The sequence below is a fragment of the Acinetobacter sp. WCHAc010034 genome (genome assembly GCF_001696615.3).
Lineage (GTDB): Bacteria > Pseudomonadota > Gammaproteobacteria > Pseudomonadales > Moraxellaceae > Acinetobacter.
In genome coordinates, this window is record NZ_CP032279.1 from 1,801,543 (window position 1) to 1,821,504 (window position 19,962).

A 19,962-nucleotide genomic window follows, 5' to 3' on the forward strand; every position below is an offset into this window, starting at 1 on the left:
CTTAGTGAGCCGCACCGTTCAGTGTCTGTTCCAGAATCGCCAGGCACAAATCATCAAAACTGTAGCCGACCGCATTGGCGGCTTTAGGCACCAGCGAATGGCTGGTCATGCCCGGCACGGTATTGACTTCCAGCAGCCAGAACGCGCCGCTTTCATCCTGCATGGCGTCAATGCGGCCCCAGCCGCTGGCGCCTACAGCCTGAAACGCGCGCAGGCACAGCGCCTGCAGGCGCTTTTCTTCAGCTTCGCTCAGGCCGCAGGGAATGCCGTACTGCACATCATTGCGGTTGTATTTCGCGTCATAGTCATAGAACGCCACGTCTGCCGGCGGCTGCAGGCGGATGACCGGCAGCGGCTGGCCATTCAGGAATGAAATGGTGTACTCGCGCCCGGTGATCCATTTTTCAGCCATGACCACCGCATCGTGCACTGTGGCTTTTTCAATGGCGGCGGCCAGATCTTCAGCTTTTTCCACCTTGCTCATGCCGACGCTGGAGCCTTCATGCACCGGCTTGATAATCAGCGGCAGGCCGAGGCCGGCAATGACTTCGTCTAAATCCGTTTCTTTGCCGATAATGCGGTAAGGCGCGGTCGGCAGTTCTGAACCCTGCCAAACCTGCTTGGTTTTGACCTTATCCATGCCGATTGCAGAACCCTGCACGCCGGTGCCGGTATAGGGGATATTCAGCCATTCCAGCACACCCTGGATCTGGCCGTCTTCGCCGCCGCGCCCATGCAGCACAATAAATGCGCGGTCATAGCCTGCAAGCTCAGTGACGCTTCTTTCCTGCGGGTCAAAGCCTTCCGCATTTACGCCGGAACGGAGCAATGCTTCCAGCACCGCCGTACCGCTATCCAGAGAGACTCTACGCTCAGCGGATTTGCCGCCAAGCAACACAGCAACTTTGCCGAATTTTGAAGCATTTGACACGTTTATATCCTTAAACTTTATAACTGGCCGATCCAACCCAAGCACGCAGGCTGATTATTTTAAATACAAATTATTCTGGGCAAGCTCAATTGAGATTGCTCCAACATTACCCGCGCCTTGCGTCAATAACAAGTCATTCGGCTGCAGCACTTTCTGCACGGCGTGCGGCAGGTTGCCTTCCACCGGATCAATCAGGATCGGCTCAACTTCGCCGCGCAGGCGGATGCTGCGGGCCAAAGCGCGGCTGTCCGCGCCGACAATCGGCTTCTCTCCCGCAGGATATACTTCCAGCAGCAGCAATTGATCAACCTGTGACAAGACTTCTACAAAATCGTCAAAGCAGTCGCGGGTGCGGCTGTAGCGGTGCGGCTGGAACAGCATGACCAGGCGGCGGTCCGGATGGCTGGCGCGGGCGGCCTTAATGGTCGCTTCCACTTCTTTAGGATGATGGCCGTAGTCATCCACCATTTTCACATTGCCGCCGTCCAGCTCAAACTCGCCCTGCACCTGAAAGCGCCGGCCTACGCCGCTGAAGCCTTCCAGCGCGCGGCAGATTGCGCCGTCAGACACGCCTTCATCGGTGGCGATGCCGATAGCCGCCAAGGCGTTCAGCACATTGTGCAGGCCCGGCTGGTTCACCGTCATGCGGAGCGGCTCGCGGCCCTTGCGCAGTACCGTAAAGTGGGTGCGCATGCCGTCCTGATCGACATCCGCGGCGCGCACGTCATTGTCTTCATTGAAGCCGTAAGTCAGCACAGGGCGGCCGATGCGCGGCATGATTTCGCGGATATTGGCGTCATCGCCGCAGACCACCGCCAGGCCGTAAAACGGCAGCTTCTGCAGGAACTGAATAAAGGTATCTTTTAAGGTGTCAAAGCTGCCGCCGTAAGTATCCATATGGTCGGCATCGATATTGGTCACCACGGCAGCCATCGGCTCCAGGAACAGGAACGATGCATCGGACTCATCCGCTTCCGCCACAATAAAGCGGCTCGCGCCCAGGGCGGCGTTGACGCCGGTGCGGTTCAGCAGGCCGCCGATCACATAGGTCGGATCGAGGTTTTCTTCCGCCAGCATGCAGGTGATCAAGCTTGTGGTGGTAGTTTTGCCGTGCGTGCCCGCCACCGCAATGCCGTGGCGGTAGCGCATCAGCTCACCCAGCATTTCTGCGCGGCGCACCACCGGGGTGCGGGTTTCAATCGCGGCTTTGACTTCCGGATTTTCAGGGTCAATTGCGGTGGACACCACCAGCACGCTTGCGCCTTTGATATTTTCAGGCGCATGGCCGATAAACACCTGAATGCCGTTGGCTTCCAGCTGCGCAGTGGTTTTTGAGGCCTTAATGTCTGAACCGGAAACTTTGTAGCCCTGATTTTTCAGGACTTCCGCAATGCCGCACATGCCGGCGCCGCCAATCCCGACAAAATGAATGTGCTTGATGCGGCGCATTTCCGGAACTTTAATTAACTTTTTCGCTTGCTCAGCAGGAGTTGATGGTGACATAGAGTACTCGGTTTACAATTCTTGAATTAAACGAACCACATGCTGCGCTGCATCCGGCTGCGCCTGCCGGCGCGCCTTCACCGCCATTTCTTGCAGCAGCTGGCGGTTCAGCAGCGGCTTCAACAGCGCTGCTAAGCTTTCCGGCGTCATTTCCGCCTGCGGGCAGATTTTTGCGGCGTGGATATCCGCCAGGAATCTGGCATTGGCGGTCTGATGGTCATCCACCGCGCTTGGCAGCGGCACAAATACCGCGGCCAGGCCTGCAGTGGCGACTTCAGTCACAGTAAGCGCGCCGGCGCGGCAGATAATCAGGTCTGCATCTGAATAGGCCTGCGCCATATCTTCAATAAAGGCTGAAACTTCAGCATGCAGCTTGTCCGGCGCGCCGGCATAGCGCGCCTGCACCGCTTCCGCATTATTCTGGCCGCATTGATGGAAAACGCGCAGCGGCACATCCAGCAGCTTTAAGGCTTCCGGCACGCATTCATTCAATGCGCGCGCGCCCAGCGAACCGCCCACAATTAAAATCCGCAGCGGATGCCCGGCTTTTTCCCGCTCCTGATAGCGCCATGACGGGTTCAGGATTTCGGCAATTTCCCTGCGCACTGGATTGCCTGTAGCGACGACTTTATCCTGCCTTGGAAAAGTGCCCGGAAAAGCCTCGCAAACCACTTTGGCCACGCGCGACAGCTGGGTATTGGTAAAGCCGGCCACGGCATTCTGCTCATGGATCAGCACCGGGATGCCCAAGGCCCGCGCCGCCAGCCCGCCCGGCCCGGCCACATAGCCGCCGAAACCGGCCACGGCGTCCACCTTCAGCTGCTTCATACAGCGCATTGCGCTGAGCGTGGCTTTTAAAATTTTGAACGGCGCCAGCATTTTGCGGACCATGCCGTTGCCGCGCACGCCCTGAATGTCAATCTGATAAATTGGAATATTATGGTTTTTCAGCAAGCGGTTTTCCATGCCGGCAGGCGTTGCAAGCCAGGAAACCTGTATTCCTTTGCGCTGCAGTTCTTGCGCCACGGCCAAAGCTGGAAAAACATGTCCGCCGGTGCCTGCGGCCATCATCATTACATGTTTAGGCTGTTTTTGCTGTGCGTCGGTCACGGTCTAATTCTTCAATTCAAATAAGGCTAATGAAAGTTCTTTATAAGCAGACGATTGTAATCACAAACGCATTGCCGTGAAAGTTTATTTGCTTTTTTTCACTGGCGGCGTCATTGTTTTTTTCTGCAGAAATTGAAGTTTAAACTAGTTTTATTATGAATCGGGCTGAATTGGCAAAATTTATACATTTTTACACCTTATAAAGCCGGAAGCGCCGCTTTTCCGCCCCTGCCCTGCATGCCGGCCCGCCTGCAGCAAAGGCGCCGCCGGCATTTTCCGCAGCCGCCGCGCCGGATTTGGCGCAGCTTTGGCCGGATCCGGCCTAAGCCTGTCATTTTTTATGCTTTTCAACCGCTTAAAGATTGCGCGCATAGCGCAGCATTTAAAATAAAGCTGCCTTTTCAGGCGCGCGCGGACTGTGTATAACAATGAACCATTATATGGAAAGCGATAAGCATAGGCAAAGGGCGCAAAAAAACGTTAAACTATGCAGCAATCCAATGCAGGCAATATGTCATTTGTGACAAATAAAAAAGGTGAAGGTTGATGCCGCTCAATACTGTTGAAGAGCTCGTAGCAGACATCCGTGCAGGGAAAATGGTTATCCTGATGGATGATGAAGACCGTGAAAATGAAGGCGATCTGGTAATCGCCGCCACTCACGTCCGTCCTGAAGACATTAACTTCATGATTACCCATGCCCGCGGCCTGGTCTGCCTGACCCTGAGCCGAGACCGCTGCCAGCAGCTGAATCTGCCGCTGATGGTTGACGCCAACGGCGCGCAGCACGGCACCAACTTTACCCTGTCGATTGAGGCAGCCCGCGGCATTACCACCGGCATTTCAGCGGCGGAACGCGCGCATACCATTCAAACCGCTGTGGCGGCGCATGCCAAGCCGGCGGATATTGTGCAGCCGGGGCATATTTTCCCGCTGATGGCGCAGCCAGGCGGCGTGCTGCACCGCGCCGGGCATACTGAGGCGGGCTGCGACCTGGCGCGCCTGGCAGGCCTGGAGCCGGCATCGGTGATCTGTGAAATCATCAATGAAGACGGCACCATGGCGCGCCGTCCTGATCTGGAAGTGTTTGCCGAAAAGCATGGCCTGAAAATCGGCACCATTGCGGATTTAATCCATTACCGCATGACTAATGAGCAGACGGTTGAGCGCATTGATCAGCAGACTTTGGATACAGAATACGGCGCATTTGAATTATTCCGTTACCGCGAAATCGGCAATCCGGACATTCATCTGGCCTTGGTCAAAGGCCAGCCGAAAGACGGCGTCACCACAGTGCGCGTGCACGGCTTCAACCCGGCGCGCGACCTGCTGAAGCTGAACAAGCAGGACGGCGGCACCGCCTGGAATCTGGACAAAGCCTTGAAAGAGATTGCGGCCAGCGAACGCGGCGTGCTGGTGTGGATCGGCCAGCGCCACCTGCAGGATTTAGGCCCGGCGCTGGAGAGCTTAACTGCGCCTAAGCCGGTGAAATCCAGCAGCGCGCTGTCGCAGCAGTATCAGACCATTGGGGTCGGCGCGCAGATTCTGCGTGATTTGGGTGTTGAAAAAATGAAGCTGCTCAGCTCCCCATTGCGCTTCAATGCCTTGTCAGGCTTTAATTTAGAAGTGGTGGAATACCTCACCGCTCATCAAACATCAGATAAATAATCGAGGTTGCTATGGCAGTTCGCCGTATTGAAGGTTTATTACATCTCGCGAGCGAAGGCCGTTACGCGATTCTAGTTGGCCGTTTTAACAGCTTTGTAGTCGAGCATCTGCTGGACGGCGCAATTGACACATTGAAACGCCATGGCGTATCAGAGGATAATATCACTGTTGTTCATGCGCCGGGCGCCTGGGAACTGCCGGTCGTTGCTAAAAAGCTGGCAGCCACCGAACGCTTTGACGCCATCATTGCCTTAGGCGCAGTGATCCGCGGCAGCACGCCGCACTTTGACTTCGTTGCCGGCGAATGCGCCAAAGGCTTAGGCGTTGTGGGCCTCGATACGGGCTTGCCGGTGATTAACGGCGTATTGACTACGGACAGTATTGAACAGGCGATTGAACGCTCGGGTACAAAAGCGGGCAACAAAGGCAGCGAAGCTGCCCTGACCGCAATTGAAATGGTTAACTTGTTAAAGGCTATTTAACGCTATGTCGCAAACACTTCAAGCCGCTTATGCAGCGAAACGCAAAGCACGCCGTTTTGCTGTGCAGGGCATTTATGAATGGCAGATGAGCCGCAATCCAGTGCATGAGATTGAAGCGCGCACCCGCATGGAAAACGCCATGCACAAAGTGGATCTGAGCTACTATCATGAATTGCTGACTCAAGCGGTTGCCAATCATGAAGCTTTGGATGCGCTTCTCATTCCTGTACTGGACCGCCAAATCGAAGCCCTTGACGGCGTAGAACTGGCGACGCTGCGCCTCGGCGCCTATGAATTGAAAGAGCATCTGGAAATTCCATACCGCGTTGTGCTGGATGAAGCGATTGAGCTGGCCAAGCACTTTGGCGGCGCAGACAGTCACAAATACATCAATGGCGTATTGGACCGTTTAGCCAGCAGCCTCCGCGCAGCGGAAAAGCAGCAAGCGCAGTAAGACGCGCGGTAAGCAGTATGGCTGAGTTTTCGATCATCGACACCTATTTCAACCGCAGGAATGCCTGTTCCGCCGATTTAGGCGTCGGTGATGACTCGGCCCTGCTCACCCCGCCGCCGCAGCAGCAATTGGCCATCTGCGCCGATACGCTGGTTGCCGGCAGGCATTTCCCCCTTGAAACCGATCCGCACGCCATCGGCTGGAAATCTGTTGCAGTCAACCTCTCTGACATTGCCGCCATGGGCGCCAAACCGCACAGCATTTTACTGGCGCTGAGCCTACCCCAAATTGATCATGACTGGCTCAAAGGCTTCAGCCAGGGCCTGCATGACTGCTGTGATCAATTCGGCGTGAGCTTAATCGGCGGCGACACTACGCAAAGCCCGCACCTCACCATTACCGTGACCGCCTTAGGCTGGATTGAAGCCGGCAAAGCCGTGACCCGCTCCGGCGCCCAGCCCGGCGATTTAGTCTGCGTCAGCGGCACGGTCGGCGACGCTGCTTTCGGCCTGCAGCATTTAGGCCATCCGCTGCAGAAGCGCCTGGACTACCCGACCCCGCGCTGCCTGCTGGGACAGCAGCTGAAAGGCTTAGCCTCCAGCATGATTGATGTCTCTGACGGCCTGGCGCAGGATTTAGGGCATATCCTGGATGCATCAGGCGTCGGCGCAGTTCTGCACCTGGAAAAGCTGCCCATCGATCCTGAAGCAGCAAAATTAGAACAAGAAAAGCAATGGCATTTGGCCCTGGCGGGTGGAGATGACTATGAATTATGCTTTACAATAAGCTCGCAGAATTACCAAAAACTTTTGCAACAACAATTAGATGTAAATCTTACGATAATTGGGGAAATTACCCAGAATTTGGGATTAACTTTTTTACAGAATGGCGTAAATTGTTCCATTCAATTTCAAGGGTATCAACACTTTGCATAAACCGGCAATCAACTTTAAGCAAATGAGCTGGCTCAACCGCTGTGTTGTTTTCTGCGGCGTCGGCTTCGGCTCCGGACTTGCGCCGAAAGCGCCGGGCACTTTCGGCTCAGCATTTGCCTTACTGTTTATTCCGCTTTGGCTTGTAATCGGCTTTTCTGGCACCATCATTGCAGTTGCGCTGATGTCGCTTATCGGCATTTATATTTGCGGACAAACTGCTAAAGTTATGGGCGTGCATGATGACGGGCGGATTGTCTGGGACGAGTTTGCCGGCCAGTCCCTGACTTTCCTGCCGTTGCTGTACCTTGGAGCAATGAACTGGTTCTGGGCCCTGGCCGGGTTTGCCCTGTTCAGGCTTTTTGATATCTGGAAGCCATGGCCAATCCGCGTGATTGACCGCCAGGTCGGCGGCGGCTTCGGCATCATGCTGGACGATATCATTGCCGGTGCCTGGGCTGCGCTCTGCATCTGCATGTATTTTTATTTCACTTCTATATGATCAATATTCCTGGGATCTGACATGTCTACTAGCGTTATCATTCTTGCCGCAGGCAAAGGAACCCGCATGCGTTCCAGCCTGCCGAAAGTCTTGCAGCCTCTGGCAGGACGTCCTTTGCTTGGACATGTGATTGAAACTGCAAAAAAACTTCAAGCCGATAAGATTATTGCCATTTACGGGCACGGCGGCCCACTGGTTCAAAATGAATTTGCCCAAGAGCAGGTGCAGTGGGTGGAACAGGCCGAGCAGCTCGGCACCGGCCATGCGGTCAAAATGGCGCTGCCGGCCCTGCCTCAGGACGGCCTTGCGCTGATTTTATCCGGCGATGTGCCGTGCATTACTCAGCAAACGCTGCAGAAGCTGCTGGATGCATCGCAGGCCTCGGGCATCGGCTTAGTGACCTTAACCCTGCCGGACGCTTCAGGCTACGGCCGCATTGTGCGTGAAAACGGCAATATTCAGGCGATTGTCGAGCATAAAGACGCCTCCGATGCGCAGCGCCAGATTCAGGAAATCAATACCGGCATTTACTGCGTCAGCAATGCCAGGTTGCATCAGTGGCTGCCGAAGCTATCCAATAGCAATGCGCAGGGCGAATACTACCTGACCGATATTGTCGCCATGGCGATTGAAGACGGACTGGAAGTGGCTTCAGTTGAACCTGAAATGGCATTTGAAGTGGAAGGCGTCAATGACCGCGTGCAGCTGGCAGCCTTGGAGCGCGAATATCAGGCGTTTCAAGCTAAACGGCTGATGCAGCAGGGCGTGCATTTAATCGATCCAAGCCGCTTTGACTTGCGCGGCCAGCTGACTGCAGGCCAGGATGTGCGGATTGACATCAACGTGATCATTGAAGGTGACTGTGAGCTGGGCGATAATGTCGAAATCGGCGCAGGCTGCGTGATCAAGAACACTAAAATCGCGGCCGGCACCAAAGTGCAGCCCTACAGCGTATTTGACAATGCGGTTGTCGGCGAAAATGCGCAGATTGGCCCATTTTCACGCCTGCGCCCAGGGGCGAAACTGGCCAATGAAGTGCATATCGGCAACTTTGTTGAAGTGAAGAACTCCAGCATTGGCCTTGGCTCCAAAGCCAACCACTTTACCTATTTGGGTGATGCCGAAGTCGGCGCCGGCTCCAACATCGGCGCGGGCACCATTACCTGCAACTATGACGGCGCCAATAAATTCAAAACCATTATCGGCGATGCAGCCTTCATCGGCTCCAACAGCTCCTTAGTTGCTCCTGTGGTCATCGGCAACGGCGCGACTGTCGGCGCAGGCTCAGTAATTACGCGCGATGTTGCAGACAACAGTCTGGCATTTGAGCGTTCAAAGCAGGTCGCCAAAGAAGATTACCAGCGTCCGCAAAAGATTAAGAAATAAGAGGGTTATAACTATGTGTGGTATTGTTGGCGGCATTGCTGAACGCAGCATTACAAATGTTTTAATTGAAGGCTTAAAGCGCCTTGAATACAGGGGCTATGATTCTGCAGGCCTGGCGCTGATCAGCCAGGGGCAGGTGCTGCGCGAGCGCCGCGTCGGCAAAGTCGCAAACCTTGAACAGGCTGTGAATGAATCGCAGATTGCAGGCACGCTCGGCATTGCGCATACCCGCTGGGCAACGCACGGCAAGCCAACCGAAAATAATGCGCATCCGCATATTTCCGGCAATGTGGCGGTGGTTCATAACGGCATCATCGAAAACTACCAGGAATTGAAAGATAACCTGGAGTCGCTGGGCTATGTTTTCACTTCGCAGACCGATACCGAAGTGGTTGCTCACTTAGTCAATGATGCGCTGAAAAACACGCCAAGCCTGCTGGAAGCGGTACGCCAGGTGGTTCCGAAACTGAAAGGTGCCTATGCCCTAGGCATCGTGCATACCGGCCATCCGGATGAACTGATTACCGTGCGCGAAGGCTCGCCGCTGGTGATCGGCGTCGGCATCGGCGAAAACTTCATCAGCTCAGACCAGCTGGCCCTGCTGCCGATTACCAACCGCTTCATCTATCTTGAAGAAGGCGATATTGCGCGCCTGACCCGCAGCAGCATTGAAGTTTTTGCAGATGACCAATTGGTAAACCGCCCGGTTAAAGAGCTGGATGCCACGGTCAGCAATGCTTCTAAAGGCGAATACAAGCACTACATGCTGAAAGAGATTTATGAGCAGCCTGAAGCCATCCAGCAGACCATTTCTCAGGCGCTGAACGGCAATGCGCTGCGTCCGGATTTCCTGAAAAATGCCGAAGCGGATTTCAGCAGAATTCAGCAGGTGCAGATTATTGCCTGCGGCACCAGCTACCATGCCGGCATGATTGCCAAATACTGGTTTGAACAGCTGATCAATGTGCCTGCACAGGTCGAAATCGCCAGCGAATTCCGCTACCGCTCGCCAGTAATCGTCAATAATACGCTGTATATCTGCATCTCCCAGTCCGGCGAAACGGCGGATACGCTGGCTGCGCTGCGCGATACCCAGAAGCGCGCCGCCGCCAAAGGCCTGGACATTGCCACAATGGCCATCTGCAACGTCGCGACTTCATCGATGGTGCGTGAAACCCAGCACAACCTGCTGACTTTAGCCGGCCCGGAAATCGGCGTCGCGTCCACTAAAGCCTTTACCACGCAATTGGCCGCCTTAATGCTGCTGATTCTGAAAATCGGCCAAGTGAAAAACAGCATTTCTGCCGGGGAAATTGCAGAAATTACCGCTGAGCTGTGGCATCTTCCGAAAGTGATTCTGGATACGCTGCTGAATAATGAAGCCATTCTGCGCCTGTCGGAACTGTTTAAAGAGAAGCAGCACTGCCTGTTCCTTGGCCGCGGCACGCACTTCCCGATTGCGCTGGAAGGCGCCCTGAAGCTGAAGGAAATCTCCTATATTCATGCCGAAGGCTACGCCGCCGGCGAGCTCAAGCATGGACCATTGGCATTGGTGGACAATGACATGCCTGTGGTGATTCTTGCGCCTCAGGACGATATGCTGGATAAGCTTAAATCCAATATGGAAGAAGTGCAGGCGCGCGGCGGCGAGCTGTTTGTCTTTGCCGATGAAAACAGCGGCATTAAAGATAAAGACCGCCAGCATGTGGTGCACGTGCCGCAGATCAGCGCAGTTCTGGCGCCGATTGCCTACAGCGTGCCGGTGCAGCTGCTGTCCTATCACGTTGCCGTGCTGCGCGGCACGGATGTCGATCAGCCGCGCAATCTGGCCAAATCGGTGACTGTGGAATAATAAATCAATCAAAGGCCGGCCAATCTGTATGAGAGTAATAAAGTTTCATACTGAGTAATAAAGTCTCATACTGAGTAATAAAGTGTAATACTAGATTGCTCAAAAAATCCACACAAGCTATGCTCTAAAAAGCATGTTGTGTGGATTTTTTTATGGCTAATTTTAAGAACACACAAAATCATGAACTCAAAATTCAAAAGTGGATTAAAGAAGGACGAGGACAGGGTTTTGGAAATAACTATAAGCCTTGGATTACAATTCGAGATGTGAGTTCAGAAGGTCGATCTCACCGAGTTTTTGGTCATAAAAGCCAAAGAACCCATCATCTTCTATCTGATCTAGAACTTTCTGCTTTTTTATTACTGGAATGGCATTCCACTACTATCGATATTCGAGAACAATATCCCTTAGATCTCGAACAAACTCTAAAAATTGCGGAGACAATTGGAATCGCTCACCCTAGATTTGGGAAACACTATCAAATCATGACAAGCGATTTTTTAGTGGATACAAATAATTCAATATCTCCTAAATTTGCAATCCAAGTTAAATATTCAAATGCTCTCAATGACCCACGTACAATAGAAAAAATAGAAATCGAACGACAATATTGGAAACAGCAAAACATTCCTTTTTATATTTTTACTGAACACCAAGTTCCTAGAATTGTCAGCCAAAATATTCAATGGATGTACAGCTCAATAAATACTATGAAACTGAGTGAACAAGATACGTTAGATAAACTAAACTTTTATGCAGAAATTTTTAGTAAAAATAAGTCTAAAAAGATTAATGAATTAACGAGAATCATTGATCAAAAATATCATTTTGAAATAGGACAATCTTTAAGAGAAATCAGAGACTTACTTGCTCAGCGGTATTTCATATTTGATCTCAATATTTCATTTAAAGATCTAAGAACAGATCATATTCAATTGGGTCAACTTAATATTTGGAATGAGGTACTTCATGCTGAAAATCAATGAAGTATTAAGTTTTGAAAGTTCTTTATTTAGGATTCTAACTATCCTGCCTCACTCTGTGGTTTGGATTAATCTCGACGTTCAAAATGCTTTTCCCATCGAAATAACTAAAACAGAAATATTAAATGGTTTAGAAGATAGCAGTATCCAAAGAACAGTAGACCCACATGAGCCACTTGTCTTCTTTCAGCCCGAAAAAGGATCTACACAAGAAATAAAACGTGATCAAAATTACACTCTTATTTACCCTCTAATCTCTCATGAATTATTTTTCATTCCCACTCAAAGAGGAAAAATAATTAGTGAAATCATGACTCAGCATGAAGTCACCAAACAAACTCTTTATCGCTTAGCTCGTAGATATTGGCAAAGAGGACAAACACCTAATGCATTACTTCCTGATTACAGAAATAGTGGAGCTAAAGGTCAAAAAAGAATTGCTAAAGACAAAAAACTAGGACGCCCTCGTATCTATAATAGTGAAGAACAAGGCATCAATGTTAATGAAGACATTGAAAAGCTTTTCTATCGCACTATTAAATTATTCTTTTTAAAAGACAATAAACACTCGCTTCCATTTGTCTATCGAAAATTTCAAACCACTTATAAAAATCTCTATCCAGATACATCTGAAGCAGATATTCCGACTATATGGCAGTTTAAGTACTATTACGAAAAGGAATTTAAAAAAATTGAAAGTATTAAATATCGTATTAGTACTTCCAACTACCGTAAGGACTATCGACCTTTACAATCTACTTCTAGTTCTCAAGCATTGGGGCCTGGATCACGTTATGAAATTGATGCAACGATTGCTGATATTTATCTAGTTTCAAACTCAAATCCAGAAAGTATCGTTGGCAGACCTACTATTTATTTTGTAATTGATGTCTTCAGTAGATTAGTCGCTGGCTTTTATATTGGTTTTGAATCACCTTCATATTTAGCGGCGATACAAGCACTGAACACAGCAATGACTGATAAAGTTAACTATTGTGCTAAATATGGGATATCAATTCAGTCAGAAGATTGGCCAGCGATTGGTCTACCTGATGCCCTACTCGCAGACCGAGGAGAACTATTAGGCTATCAAATTGAAGCACTAGAAAAAACCTTCGCTTTGAGACTTGAAAATGCACCAGCTAGACGTGGTGATGCTAAAGGCATCGTAGAGCAAGCTTTCAATACATATCAAGCTTATTTCAAAAAAGAAGGTAAAGGAAAAGGTGTTGTTGAAGGTACTACAGTAAGAAAGGCTGGGGGGAGAGATTACCGTCAAGATGCAACATTAAATATTCATCAATTTACTGAAATCATTCTTGCCTGCATCATCTCACACAATCAATTTCATGTATTAAAGACATATGATCGTGAAGCTGATATGCCTAATGATTTACCAACCATTCCCATACATTTATGGAATTGGGGCATTCAAAATAGAACTGGAAAATTGCGAAGTGTTCCAGAAGAAGCTCTTAGAATCGCCTTATTACCACGCACCAAAATCACAATATCAGATTTAGGTATCAAAGCATTCGGTCTTTACTATCTAGCGAAAGAAATACTCGATCTTGGTTGGTTGCATCGAAAAACAGGAAATGCTCGTCCTCAAAATCTTGAGGCTGCATATGATCCTTATTTAATGAATAAAATTTATATTTTTCCACAGGATAATAGTCTTGAATATTGGACAGGGACTCTCTCCGCTCGATCTAGAGAATTCTTGGATTGTACTTTTTGGGAAATCAAAGAAAAACAAAAAGCCCAGAAAGAGAACCTTGTACAGCATGAATTAGAAGCATCAAAAAAACGAAGAGAACTTGAAGCTTTCATCAGTGAGAAACTTAAAACCAAAAATGTAAAAAGCCCAATTAAACCCTCTCAACGTATCGCTGAAATATCTACAAATAAAGCAAATGAAAAAAATAGGGAACGCAAAGCTCAGGTAAAACAGCAAGAAATAGTAGATACAAATATTATTCCAATGCCTAAAGCCAAAACACCAAGCAGTTCTCTTGAGGCTGAAGCTGTTCACTATCCTGATTTAACTGATGAATTATTTGATGAGGATGACTAAATGAGTTTGCCTTTAAATTTTATTCAAGCACGTTACACACCTAGTTTCGGTGAATATAAAGACAATCCATTTATTGAAGCTCTTCCACCAATCATGCAAGAAATTTCAGATATTAAAGCAAATCTGATTGGTAAAGTAGATTTTAATCCTCAAGATATTCTGAGATCTAAGAACGAAAGAATTCACCTTGCATCCCAACTTCTTCATCAATTTTTTCAACCAATTACTCGCCATATTTCATTAGAGCAAAAAATAGCAATATTAATTCGTCAAGGCTATGTCGGGCGCAATATTGCTGATGGTAAATTGCAACAACATTTACAAAACGGTTATGAACGTATTATGTCGGGAGATATTAATGCCTTTCGTTTTGATGCACCAAAATCTACAGCTTTAAGCTATTCACTGATCGGTTGTTCAGGAAGTGGCAAAAGTACAACCCTACAGCGAATTCTGAACCTTTATCCTCAAGTGATTTATCATGAAAAATATAACTTCACTCAACTCGTTTATCTCAAAATAGACTGCCCTCATGATGGCTCATTAAAAAATCTATGTTTGCATTTCTTTAAGGCGATTGATGTTGCATTAGGAACAGATTTTGAAAGAAAAGTTGCCTTAAAAAGATTAGGAATCGAAGCTCTACTAAACTATATGCGTCAAATTACCAATACCTATGCTATTGGTGTACTCGTCATTGATGAAATCCAACACCTGAGTGTTAAAAATTCAGGTGGTGCTGAAAAAATGCTGAACTTCTTTGTCACCTTAATCAATGTTGTAGGTTTGCCAGTGGTTATGGTCGGCACACCCAAAGCCAAATTTATATTTGATGGAGATCTGCGTTCAGCGCGTCGTGGTGCTGGTTTCGGAGCTGTTATATGGGAACCTATGAAGAACAATCCCCCATTATCAAATACCGCAACGAGAACAGAATGGATGGCTTTTACCAATGCTCTATGGAAATACCAATGGCTAACCAATAAAGAACAACTGAGTGAAGAAATTCGAGATTGTTGGTATGAACTGTCTCAAGGCGTACTGGATATAGTAGTCAAACTTTTTGTTTTGGCTCAATGTCGAGCGATCATGACAGGATTAGAAAGAATAACGCCAAGTTTGCTTAGACAAGTCTATGAGGATGAACTCAAATTTGTCCATCCAATGATAGAAGCACTCAAGTCTGGAGATCCTAATCGCATCGCACTCTATTCTGACTTAACTATTCCATATGTGGACAAAACATTACTTCTACTTCAGAAAAAAATAGAAGAAGAACAAGAAAAAGTTGAACAATATAATGGAAATGTACATGCACAAAGATTGCATAACCTACTGATTGCCACTGGATATCCAGAATCTAAAGTAATTTCTGTAATCAAAAAAGCCTTTGTCGATTTCCCTCATCTCAATATGCAAGAACTCATGCCTATCGTTTCGAATTGGCTCACTGAAGTTGAGGCGGATAAAGAAACTAAACCTGAAAAAATGAATCTCAGAAAAATAAAACAAAGTGAATGGATGAGCTTACCGTCAGATGATTTAAGGTTTAAGTTTTCTCAAAAGGAAAAATCCCAAAATTTTTATGACATTCTTCAATCAAGCGATTTGATTTTTGATACTCAAACTTGGGTGCAATCAATGTAATAGTGGAATTGGCATGTTGAATTTTCCTACACCATATCCCAATGAATTAATTTACAGCACGATAGCACGAGCTGGAATTCACCATGCTATTACAAGTCCTAAGCAATTACTCGAAGAAGTATTTGCTAATCGTAAAGTCATTGCCACGATTGACCTACCTAGCCATCTAACATGTCTTTTAACGCATTTACCACCAAATCATACGCTTGAAAATCTTGCTTATAAACATACGCTTTTTCCGATCCACGCTTTATTTTCTCCAGAAAACACACGTTTAAAATGCCTTCACTGGATGGGGAGTCAATCAAAAGGTTCTATCCATTTAGCATTAGGGGTTGCAGCATCCAAAGTTAAGCAGATAACAACGCATCGATATTGTCACCATTGCTTAGAAGAACAATATCACCAATATGGAGAATTTTTTTGGTCAAGACTTTGGTACATTCAAGGCGCAAATTGCTGTAGCAAACATAAAGTTAAATTGTCAGAATTTTTACAACTAGCCCATTTGAATGGACGACATCAATTTATTCCTGCAAATTTTATCCTGAATCGCAAGCAACCTGATAACCCTGCTCATGCATTAGATCTAATCGTGAGTAGGCGTGTTGATGAGCTGTTAAACCTTCCTTCCACAACATCACCCACGTTTCATCAATGGAGTCAATTTTATCAATGTACTGCAAAACGATTAGGTTTCAACAGAGGTTTTAAACACATTGATCATTCAAAAATCCATGTAGCCGTTATAAAAACATGGGATTTAAAATGGTTACAGCAACATCACCTAGATGAACTGGTGTCTGAAACATGTTGGCTTAGAGCTATTTTTAGAAAGCATCGTAAGTCATTCAGTTATCTTGAACATATTATTGTCTTAGAGGCTTTCTATCCTAAAGGCTGGACGTGGAAATCCATTCTGAGCGAAATCCATCAGTTACCATCTAATCCTTCCAAGACTGATACACAAATTCAAGGAACGGAGTATAAAGACATATCGACACTCACAGAAAAACGTAATGAGTGGGTATCTTTGATCCAAAAATATGGAATAAAACCCTCTAGACTCAAAAATGCCGCTTTATACGCATGGCTTTATCGTAATGATAAAACTTGGCTACTAACGGAAAATAAAAAATTTCATGTTTTATCTACATTAGGCTGTAAAAAAGTTAACTGGCCTCTGAGGGATTGGAAACTGGTAAGACTGCTGTTCAAAATATTCTATAAATCATTAGACGATTTGAGTTTGCCTAGACAATCAAGAAATTGGTATTTAAAACAGTTACCGCAACACTCTACTGTAGAAAAAAACCTACACCGACTTCCTTTAACGAATAAATTTCTGGATATTTATTCAGAAGATGTTAGCAGTTATCAAATCCGAAGAATTACTCGAACTATTATTCAATTTCAAATACTTAATCAGCATCAAGTTGGTTGGAAAATATTACGAAAGTCGGGATTAAGCGAAGAAAGATTTACCGATGAAACTCTTAGATTTCTAAATCAGATTAAAAGGATTAATCATGGCTAAAATAAGTCACATAGCTAAAGACATGAAAATAAAAAAGATTGGCGCTTTATTTAAAAAACATAATTCTACTACTTGGGCTGTTAACTTAGGCCTAGAAAATGAAGATGGTCTGATCTCATCAGACTATACTAATTTTTCCAATGCAAAATTATTGAGAAAAAACAGTCATATCAACCCCACGCAAGAATACACTAAAGGCTACCATTTACGGTTTAAAATCACTTCAACTCAAGATTGGGTGGCCTCTACCTACAATCCAGACTTAACAAAAGGAAAATTTTTAGAACACTATTTCTTATTTGATGCTGTTCGAGTCGATCAGTTTGGGCAGCCAATGTCCGAAACAATCAAAATTCGACTTCCACAATTTGAACTTGCTAGATCACTGTTTTTCTATACTCCATATCTTGCAAGATCAGCAGTTTTAGAAAATAGTCTAAGTATTGATTTTGATATTGTTTCAAACCCAGATCATTACCTCATCAATATTCTGCCTGCTTGTTCATATCCTACCTCTCATTTCAACGATGCAGGTATACGAAGAATCCTATCATGGATTCTACTTGATAGTGATATTCGACGATCTTTTGAAAGTATCAGCCAATTTTGCACTCAGTATGGCCATGACTTTGATCAATATCGTATCTGGAATTTTTGTTTTAACCCACCTCAACTTAGTGGAGTAACTTTTAATGCTTATGGCTATTACAAAGCTGAATCCTCAGAGTTTTTTGTCAATGAAATTGCTGGCTTTCAAAATATCACTAGCCGAATTTCTAAAGAAGTTAAATTTTATAGCGATAAATTCATAGAATCTAAATCAGGGGGGAAAGGCGGAAATTCTTCAGGAACTAAAAATGATGGCAAAGAACCGACCATCAAGGATGATGAGGAAGGTAATAGTGATGATGTACAAATAATAGATGTCGTTCCTACACTTTTCGAATTTCTAGAAGCTATTGAAACAAGTAAAACAACTAAGAAATCTAGACTTAGAAATCATGGTACAAAAGATCAAGACTTACCATCTAGCAATGCAACATCGGAAGTTAGCACCAATGAGCCTATTCCTGAGGGTACTATCCCCTCTGCCGAATTTAATGGTGTTGAAGATGAAACAGAAGATCTTCATCTGTATCTTGATCGCTTTTCAGCATTTCAACAAATGATTGATTTGTTTTGCAAAGAAAATTCTGTCAAAAACCTTAACCTCCAACTGAATAGCCACCGATTTTGTAGACACCTTTTAGTTAGATAAAATGGCTAATTAACGAGGTGCTTATGAGCAGTAGCAAACGATACCCTGAAGAATTCAAAATTGAAGCAGTAAAGCAAGTGACTGAAAAAGGTCATAGCGTGGCTGAAGTTGCCGCACGTTTAGGTACAACCACGCATAGTCTTTATGCTTGGATCAAGCGTTATGCTCCTCAAGAACCTAAAATCACAGACTCTAGGGATGCAGTTTCAGAATTGGCAAAGCTAAAAAAGGAGTTGCAAAGAGTTACTGAAGAAAGGGACATATTAAAAAAAGCCGCGGTGTACTTCGCAAGCCAGTCCAAATGAGGTATGCCTTTATTCAGGACAATCAGCACATATGGTCTGTTCGTCGTTTATGTTCGACTCTAGATGTTCATCACAGTGGTTATTACGCATGGTTGAAACAACCCACTAGTAAAACTGCGAGGAAACGACAACAGCTTTCAGGATTGATTAAACAGTTCTGGCTGGAATCTGGCGGAGTCTACGGCTATCGCAAGATTCACTGTGATTTGAAAGATGTTGGCGAAAATTGCGGTATCAACCGGGTGCATAGGTTAATGAAAGCGAATGGGCTTAAATCACAGCGCGGCTATCGCAAGCCTAGATCTTATGCAGGTACGCCAAGTATTGTTTCCGCAAACACCTTAGAACGACAGTTTAATCCAACTCAGCCTAATCGGAAGTGGGTAACAGACATTACGTATATTCGTACACATGAAGGTTGGTTATATCTTGCTGTTGTAATTGATCTATTTTCACGCCTTGTTGTTGGGTGGTCTATGAAATCAAGAATGACTACAGATCTTGTGCTAGATGCGTTATTGATGGCTTTATGGCGGAGAAAACCAAAGAACAAGGTTTTGATTCATTCTGACCAAGGCAGCCAATATACCAGTCATGAATGGCAAGCATTCCTTAAACAACATAATTTGGAATGCAGTATGAGTCGTAGAGGCAATTGCCATGATAATGCTGTTGCAGAAAGCTTTTTCCAGCTATTAAAACGGGAACGAGTTAAGAAGAGAAACTATGCATCAAGAACTGAAGCGAGGTCAGATATCTTTGAATATATTGAAATGTTTTATAACTCAAAAAGAAGACATGGTTCCAATGGACAACGTTCTCCATTAGATTATGAAAAGTCCCATCAAAAGATGGTTATGTGTGTCTAGAGTTTTGGTGGCTATTCAAACTTCATAAATTACCCAACATTCAAAGTCACTCTAAACATATAAAAACTGATGGTAGCCCTAGATGTGTGGCAGAAGTTAGCTTCCAATTCAATCGTCAAAATATCGTAATCTTAGAAGTAGATACATCCGACAATAAAAAGCCTCTTTCAACACGTGTTTTATCACTTAAAGACATGAATGAATGGAACCAAACTGATCGAGCCAAAGTACTTGAGCTAGTCGTCACCCAATGTCTGCGATGGCCTAAAGGGATCTTTAACAATATTAGTTTTAAAAATAGTACTTTGAATCATCCTAGAATAAATACAATCGAACAGGAAATATCACACCAAGAGTTAATAGGTTGGGCGAGTCGTATGTTTAATATTTTACTTTAAATAGAGTTTTATAGTATTCCCCCGCTGTAGCTTATATCTTTTCGCAAGTAAAATCTTATAATAGGCAA

17 protein-coding genes are annotated in these 19,962 nt (G+C 46.2%); 14 read left to right on the forward strand and 3 right to left on the reverse strand.

The annotated features are described in order from the left end of the window. Position 1: 1 nt before the first annotated feature. Genes BEN74_RS10260 through murG form a run of 3 tightly spaced genes read right to left on the reverse strand, consistent with a single transcriptional unit; the run spans position 2 to position 3,544 of the window. The gene (locus BEN74_RS10260; protein ID WP_068910288.1) at positions 2-931 is read right to left on the reverse strand and encodes a D-alanine--D-alanine ligase; all 930 of its coding nucleotides are present in this window, start codon (positions 929-931) and stop codon (positions 2-4) included. Positions 932-985: 54 nt separating this feature from the next. Then, on the reverse strand, positions 986-2,434 hold the full coding sequence (murC, locus tag BEN74_RS10265) for a UDP-N-acetylmuramate--L-alanine ligase (RefSeq protein WP_068910290.1): 1,449 nt from the start codon (positions 2,432-2,434) through the stop codon (positions 986-988). A 12-nt stretch (positions 2,435-2,446) separates the two neighbouring features. Continuing rightward, positions 2,447-3,544 (reverse strand): undecaprenyldiphospho-muramoylpentapeptide beta-N-acetylglucosaminyltransferase, encoded by a 1,098-nt coding sequence (gene murG, locus BEN74_RS10270; protein WP_068910292.1) that lies wholly within the window; start codon positions 3,542-3,544, stop codon positions 2,447-2,449. A 546-nt stretch (positions 3,545-4,090) separates the two neighbouring features. Between murG and ribBA the strand changes: the two genes are divergently transcribed. The 14 genes from ribBA (at position 4,091) to BEN74_RS10345 (ending at position 19,894) form a co-directional block, all read left to right on the forward strand. Next, on the forward strand, positions 4,091-5,212 hold the full coding sequence (gene ribBA, locus BEN74_RS10280) for a bifunctional 3,4-dihydroxy-2-butanone-4-phosphate synthase/GTP cyclohydrolase II (RefSeq protein WP_068910297.1): 1,122 nt from the start codon (positions 4,091-4,093) through the stop codon (positions 5,210-5,212). Between the two features lie 11 nt (positions 5,213-5,223). After that, positions 5,224-5,694 carry a 6,7-dimethyl-8-ribityllumazine synthase gene (ribE, locus tag BEN74_RS10285; protein ID WP_068910300.1) on the forward strand — a complete coding sequence of 157 codons (471 nt, stop codon included), beginning with the start codon at positions 5,224-5,226 and terminating at the stop codon, positions 5,692-5,694. Positions 5,695-5,698: 4 nt separating this feature from the next. Beyond that, positions 5,699-6,148, forward strand: coding sequence for a transcription antitermination factor NusB (gene nusB / locus BEN74_RS10290; protein WP_068910301.1), 450 nt, complete (start codon positions 5,699-5,701; stop codon positions 6,146-6,148). Between the two features lie 17 nt (positions 6,149-6,165). Continuing rightward, positions 6,166-7,083 (forward strand): thiamine-phosphate kinase, encoded by a 918-nt coding sequence (gene thiL, locus BEN74_RS10295; RefSeq protein WP_068910303.1) that lies wholly within the window; start codon positions 6,166-6,168, stop codon positions 7,081-7,083. Positions 7,084-7,105: 22 nt separating this feature from the next. Further along, complete coding sequence (locus BEN74_RS10300; protein ID WP_068910305.1) at positions 7,106-7,582, forward strand: phosphatidylglycerophosphatase A; 477 nt, start codon at positions 7,106-7,108, stop codon at positions 7,580-7,582. Positions 7,583-7,603: 21 nt separating this feature from the next. Then, the gene (glmU, locus tag BEN74_RS10305) at positions 7,604-8,968 is read left to right on the forward strand and encodes a bifunctional UDP-N-acetylglucosamine diphosphorylase/glucosamine-1-phosphate N-acetyltransferase GlmU (protein ID WP_068910307.1); all 1,365 of its coding nucleotides are present in this window, start codon (positions 7,604-7,606) and stop codon (positions 8,966-8,968) included. A gap of 13 nt (positions 8,969-8,981) precedes the next feature. Next, a complete protein-coding gene (gene glmS, locus BEN74_RS10310) occupies positions 8,982-10,820 on the forward strand; it encodes a glutamine--fructose-6-phosphate transaminase (isomerizing) (protein ID WP_068910309.1) in 1,839 nt (612 codons plus the stop codon). Between the two features lie 152 nt (positions 10,821-10,972). After that, entirely contained in the window at positions 10,973-11,806 is an 834-nt protein-coding gene (locus BEN74_RS10315) for a heteromeric transposase endonuclease subunit TnsA (RefSeq protein WP_002132325.1), read from the forward strand. Then, complete coding sequence (locus BEN74_RS10320; protein WP_068910311.1) at positions 11,790-13,880, forward strand: DDE-type integrase/transposase/recombinase; 2,091 nt, start codon at positions 11,790-11,792, stop codon at positions 13,878-13,880. The genes BEN74_RS10315 and BEN74_RS10320 overlap by 17 nt, the downstream gene beginning before the upstream one ends. Continuing rightward, positions 13,881-15,527, forward strand: coding sequence for an AAA family ATPase (locus BEN74_RS10325; RefSeq protein WP_068910313.1), 1,647 nt, complete (start codon positions 13,881-13,883; stop codon positions 15,525-15,527). 13 nt (positions 15,528-15,540) lie between these two features. Next, a complete protein-coding gene (locus BEN74_RS10330) occupies positions 15,541-17,064 on the forward strand; it encodes a TnsD family Tn7-like transposition protein (protein ID WP_068910316.1) in 1,524 nt (507 codons plus the stop codon). After that, positions 17,057-18,322, forward strand: coding sequence for a hypothetical protein (locus tag BEN74_RS10335; protein ID WP_228200340.1), 1,266 nt, complete (start codon positions 17,057-17,059; stop codon positions 18,320-18,322). The genes BEN74_RS10330 and BEN74_RS10335 overlap by 8 nt, the downstream gene beginning before the upstream one ends. A 23-nt stretch (positions 18,323-18,345) precedes the next feature. Continuing rightward, positions 18,346-19,496, forward strand: a protein-coding gene (locus BEN74_RS10340; protein ID WP_228200337.1) for an IS3 family transposase whose coding sequence is annotated in 2 segments (ribosomal slippage) — positions 18,346-18,586 and positions 18,586-19,496 — 1,152 coding nt in all. Because the reading frame shifts where the segments join, the coding sequence is not laid out codon by codon here. Continuing rightward, a complete protein-coding gene (locus BEN74_RS10345) occupies positions 19,487-19,894 on the forward strand; it encodes a Tn7-like element transposition protein TnsE (RefSeq protein WP_228200341.1) in 408 nt (135 codons plus the stop codon). The genes BEN74_RS10340 and BEN74_RS10345 overlap by 10 nt, the downstream gene beginning before the upstream one ends. Positions 19,895-19,962: the final 68 nt, after the last annotated feature.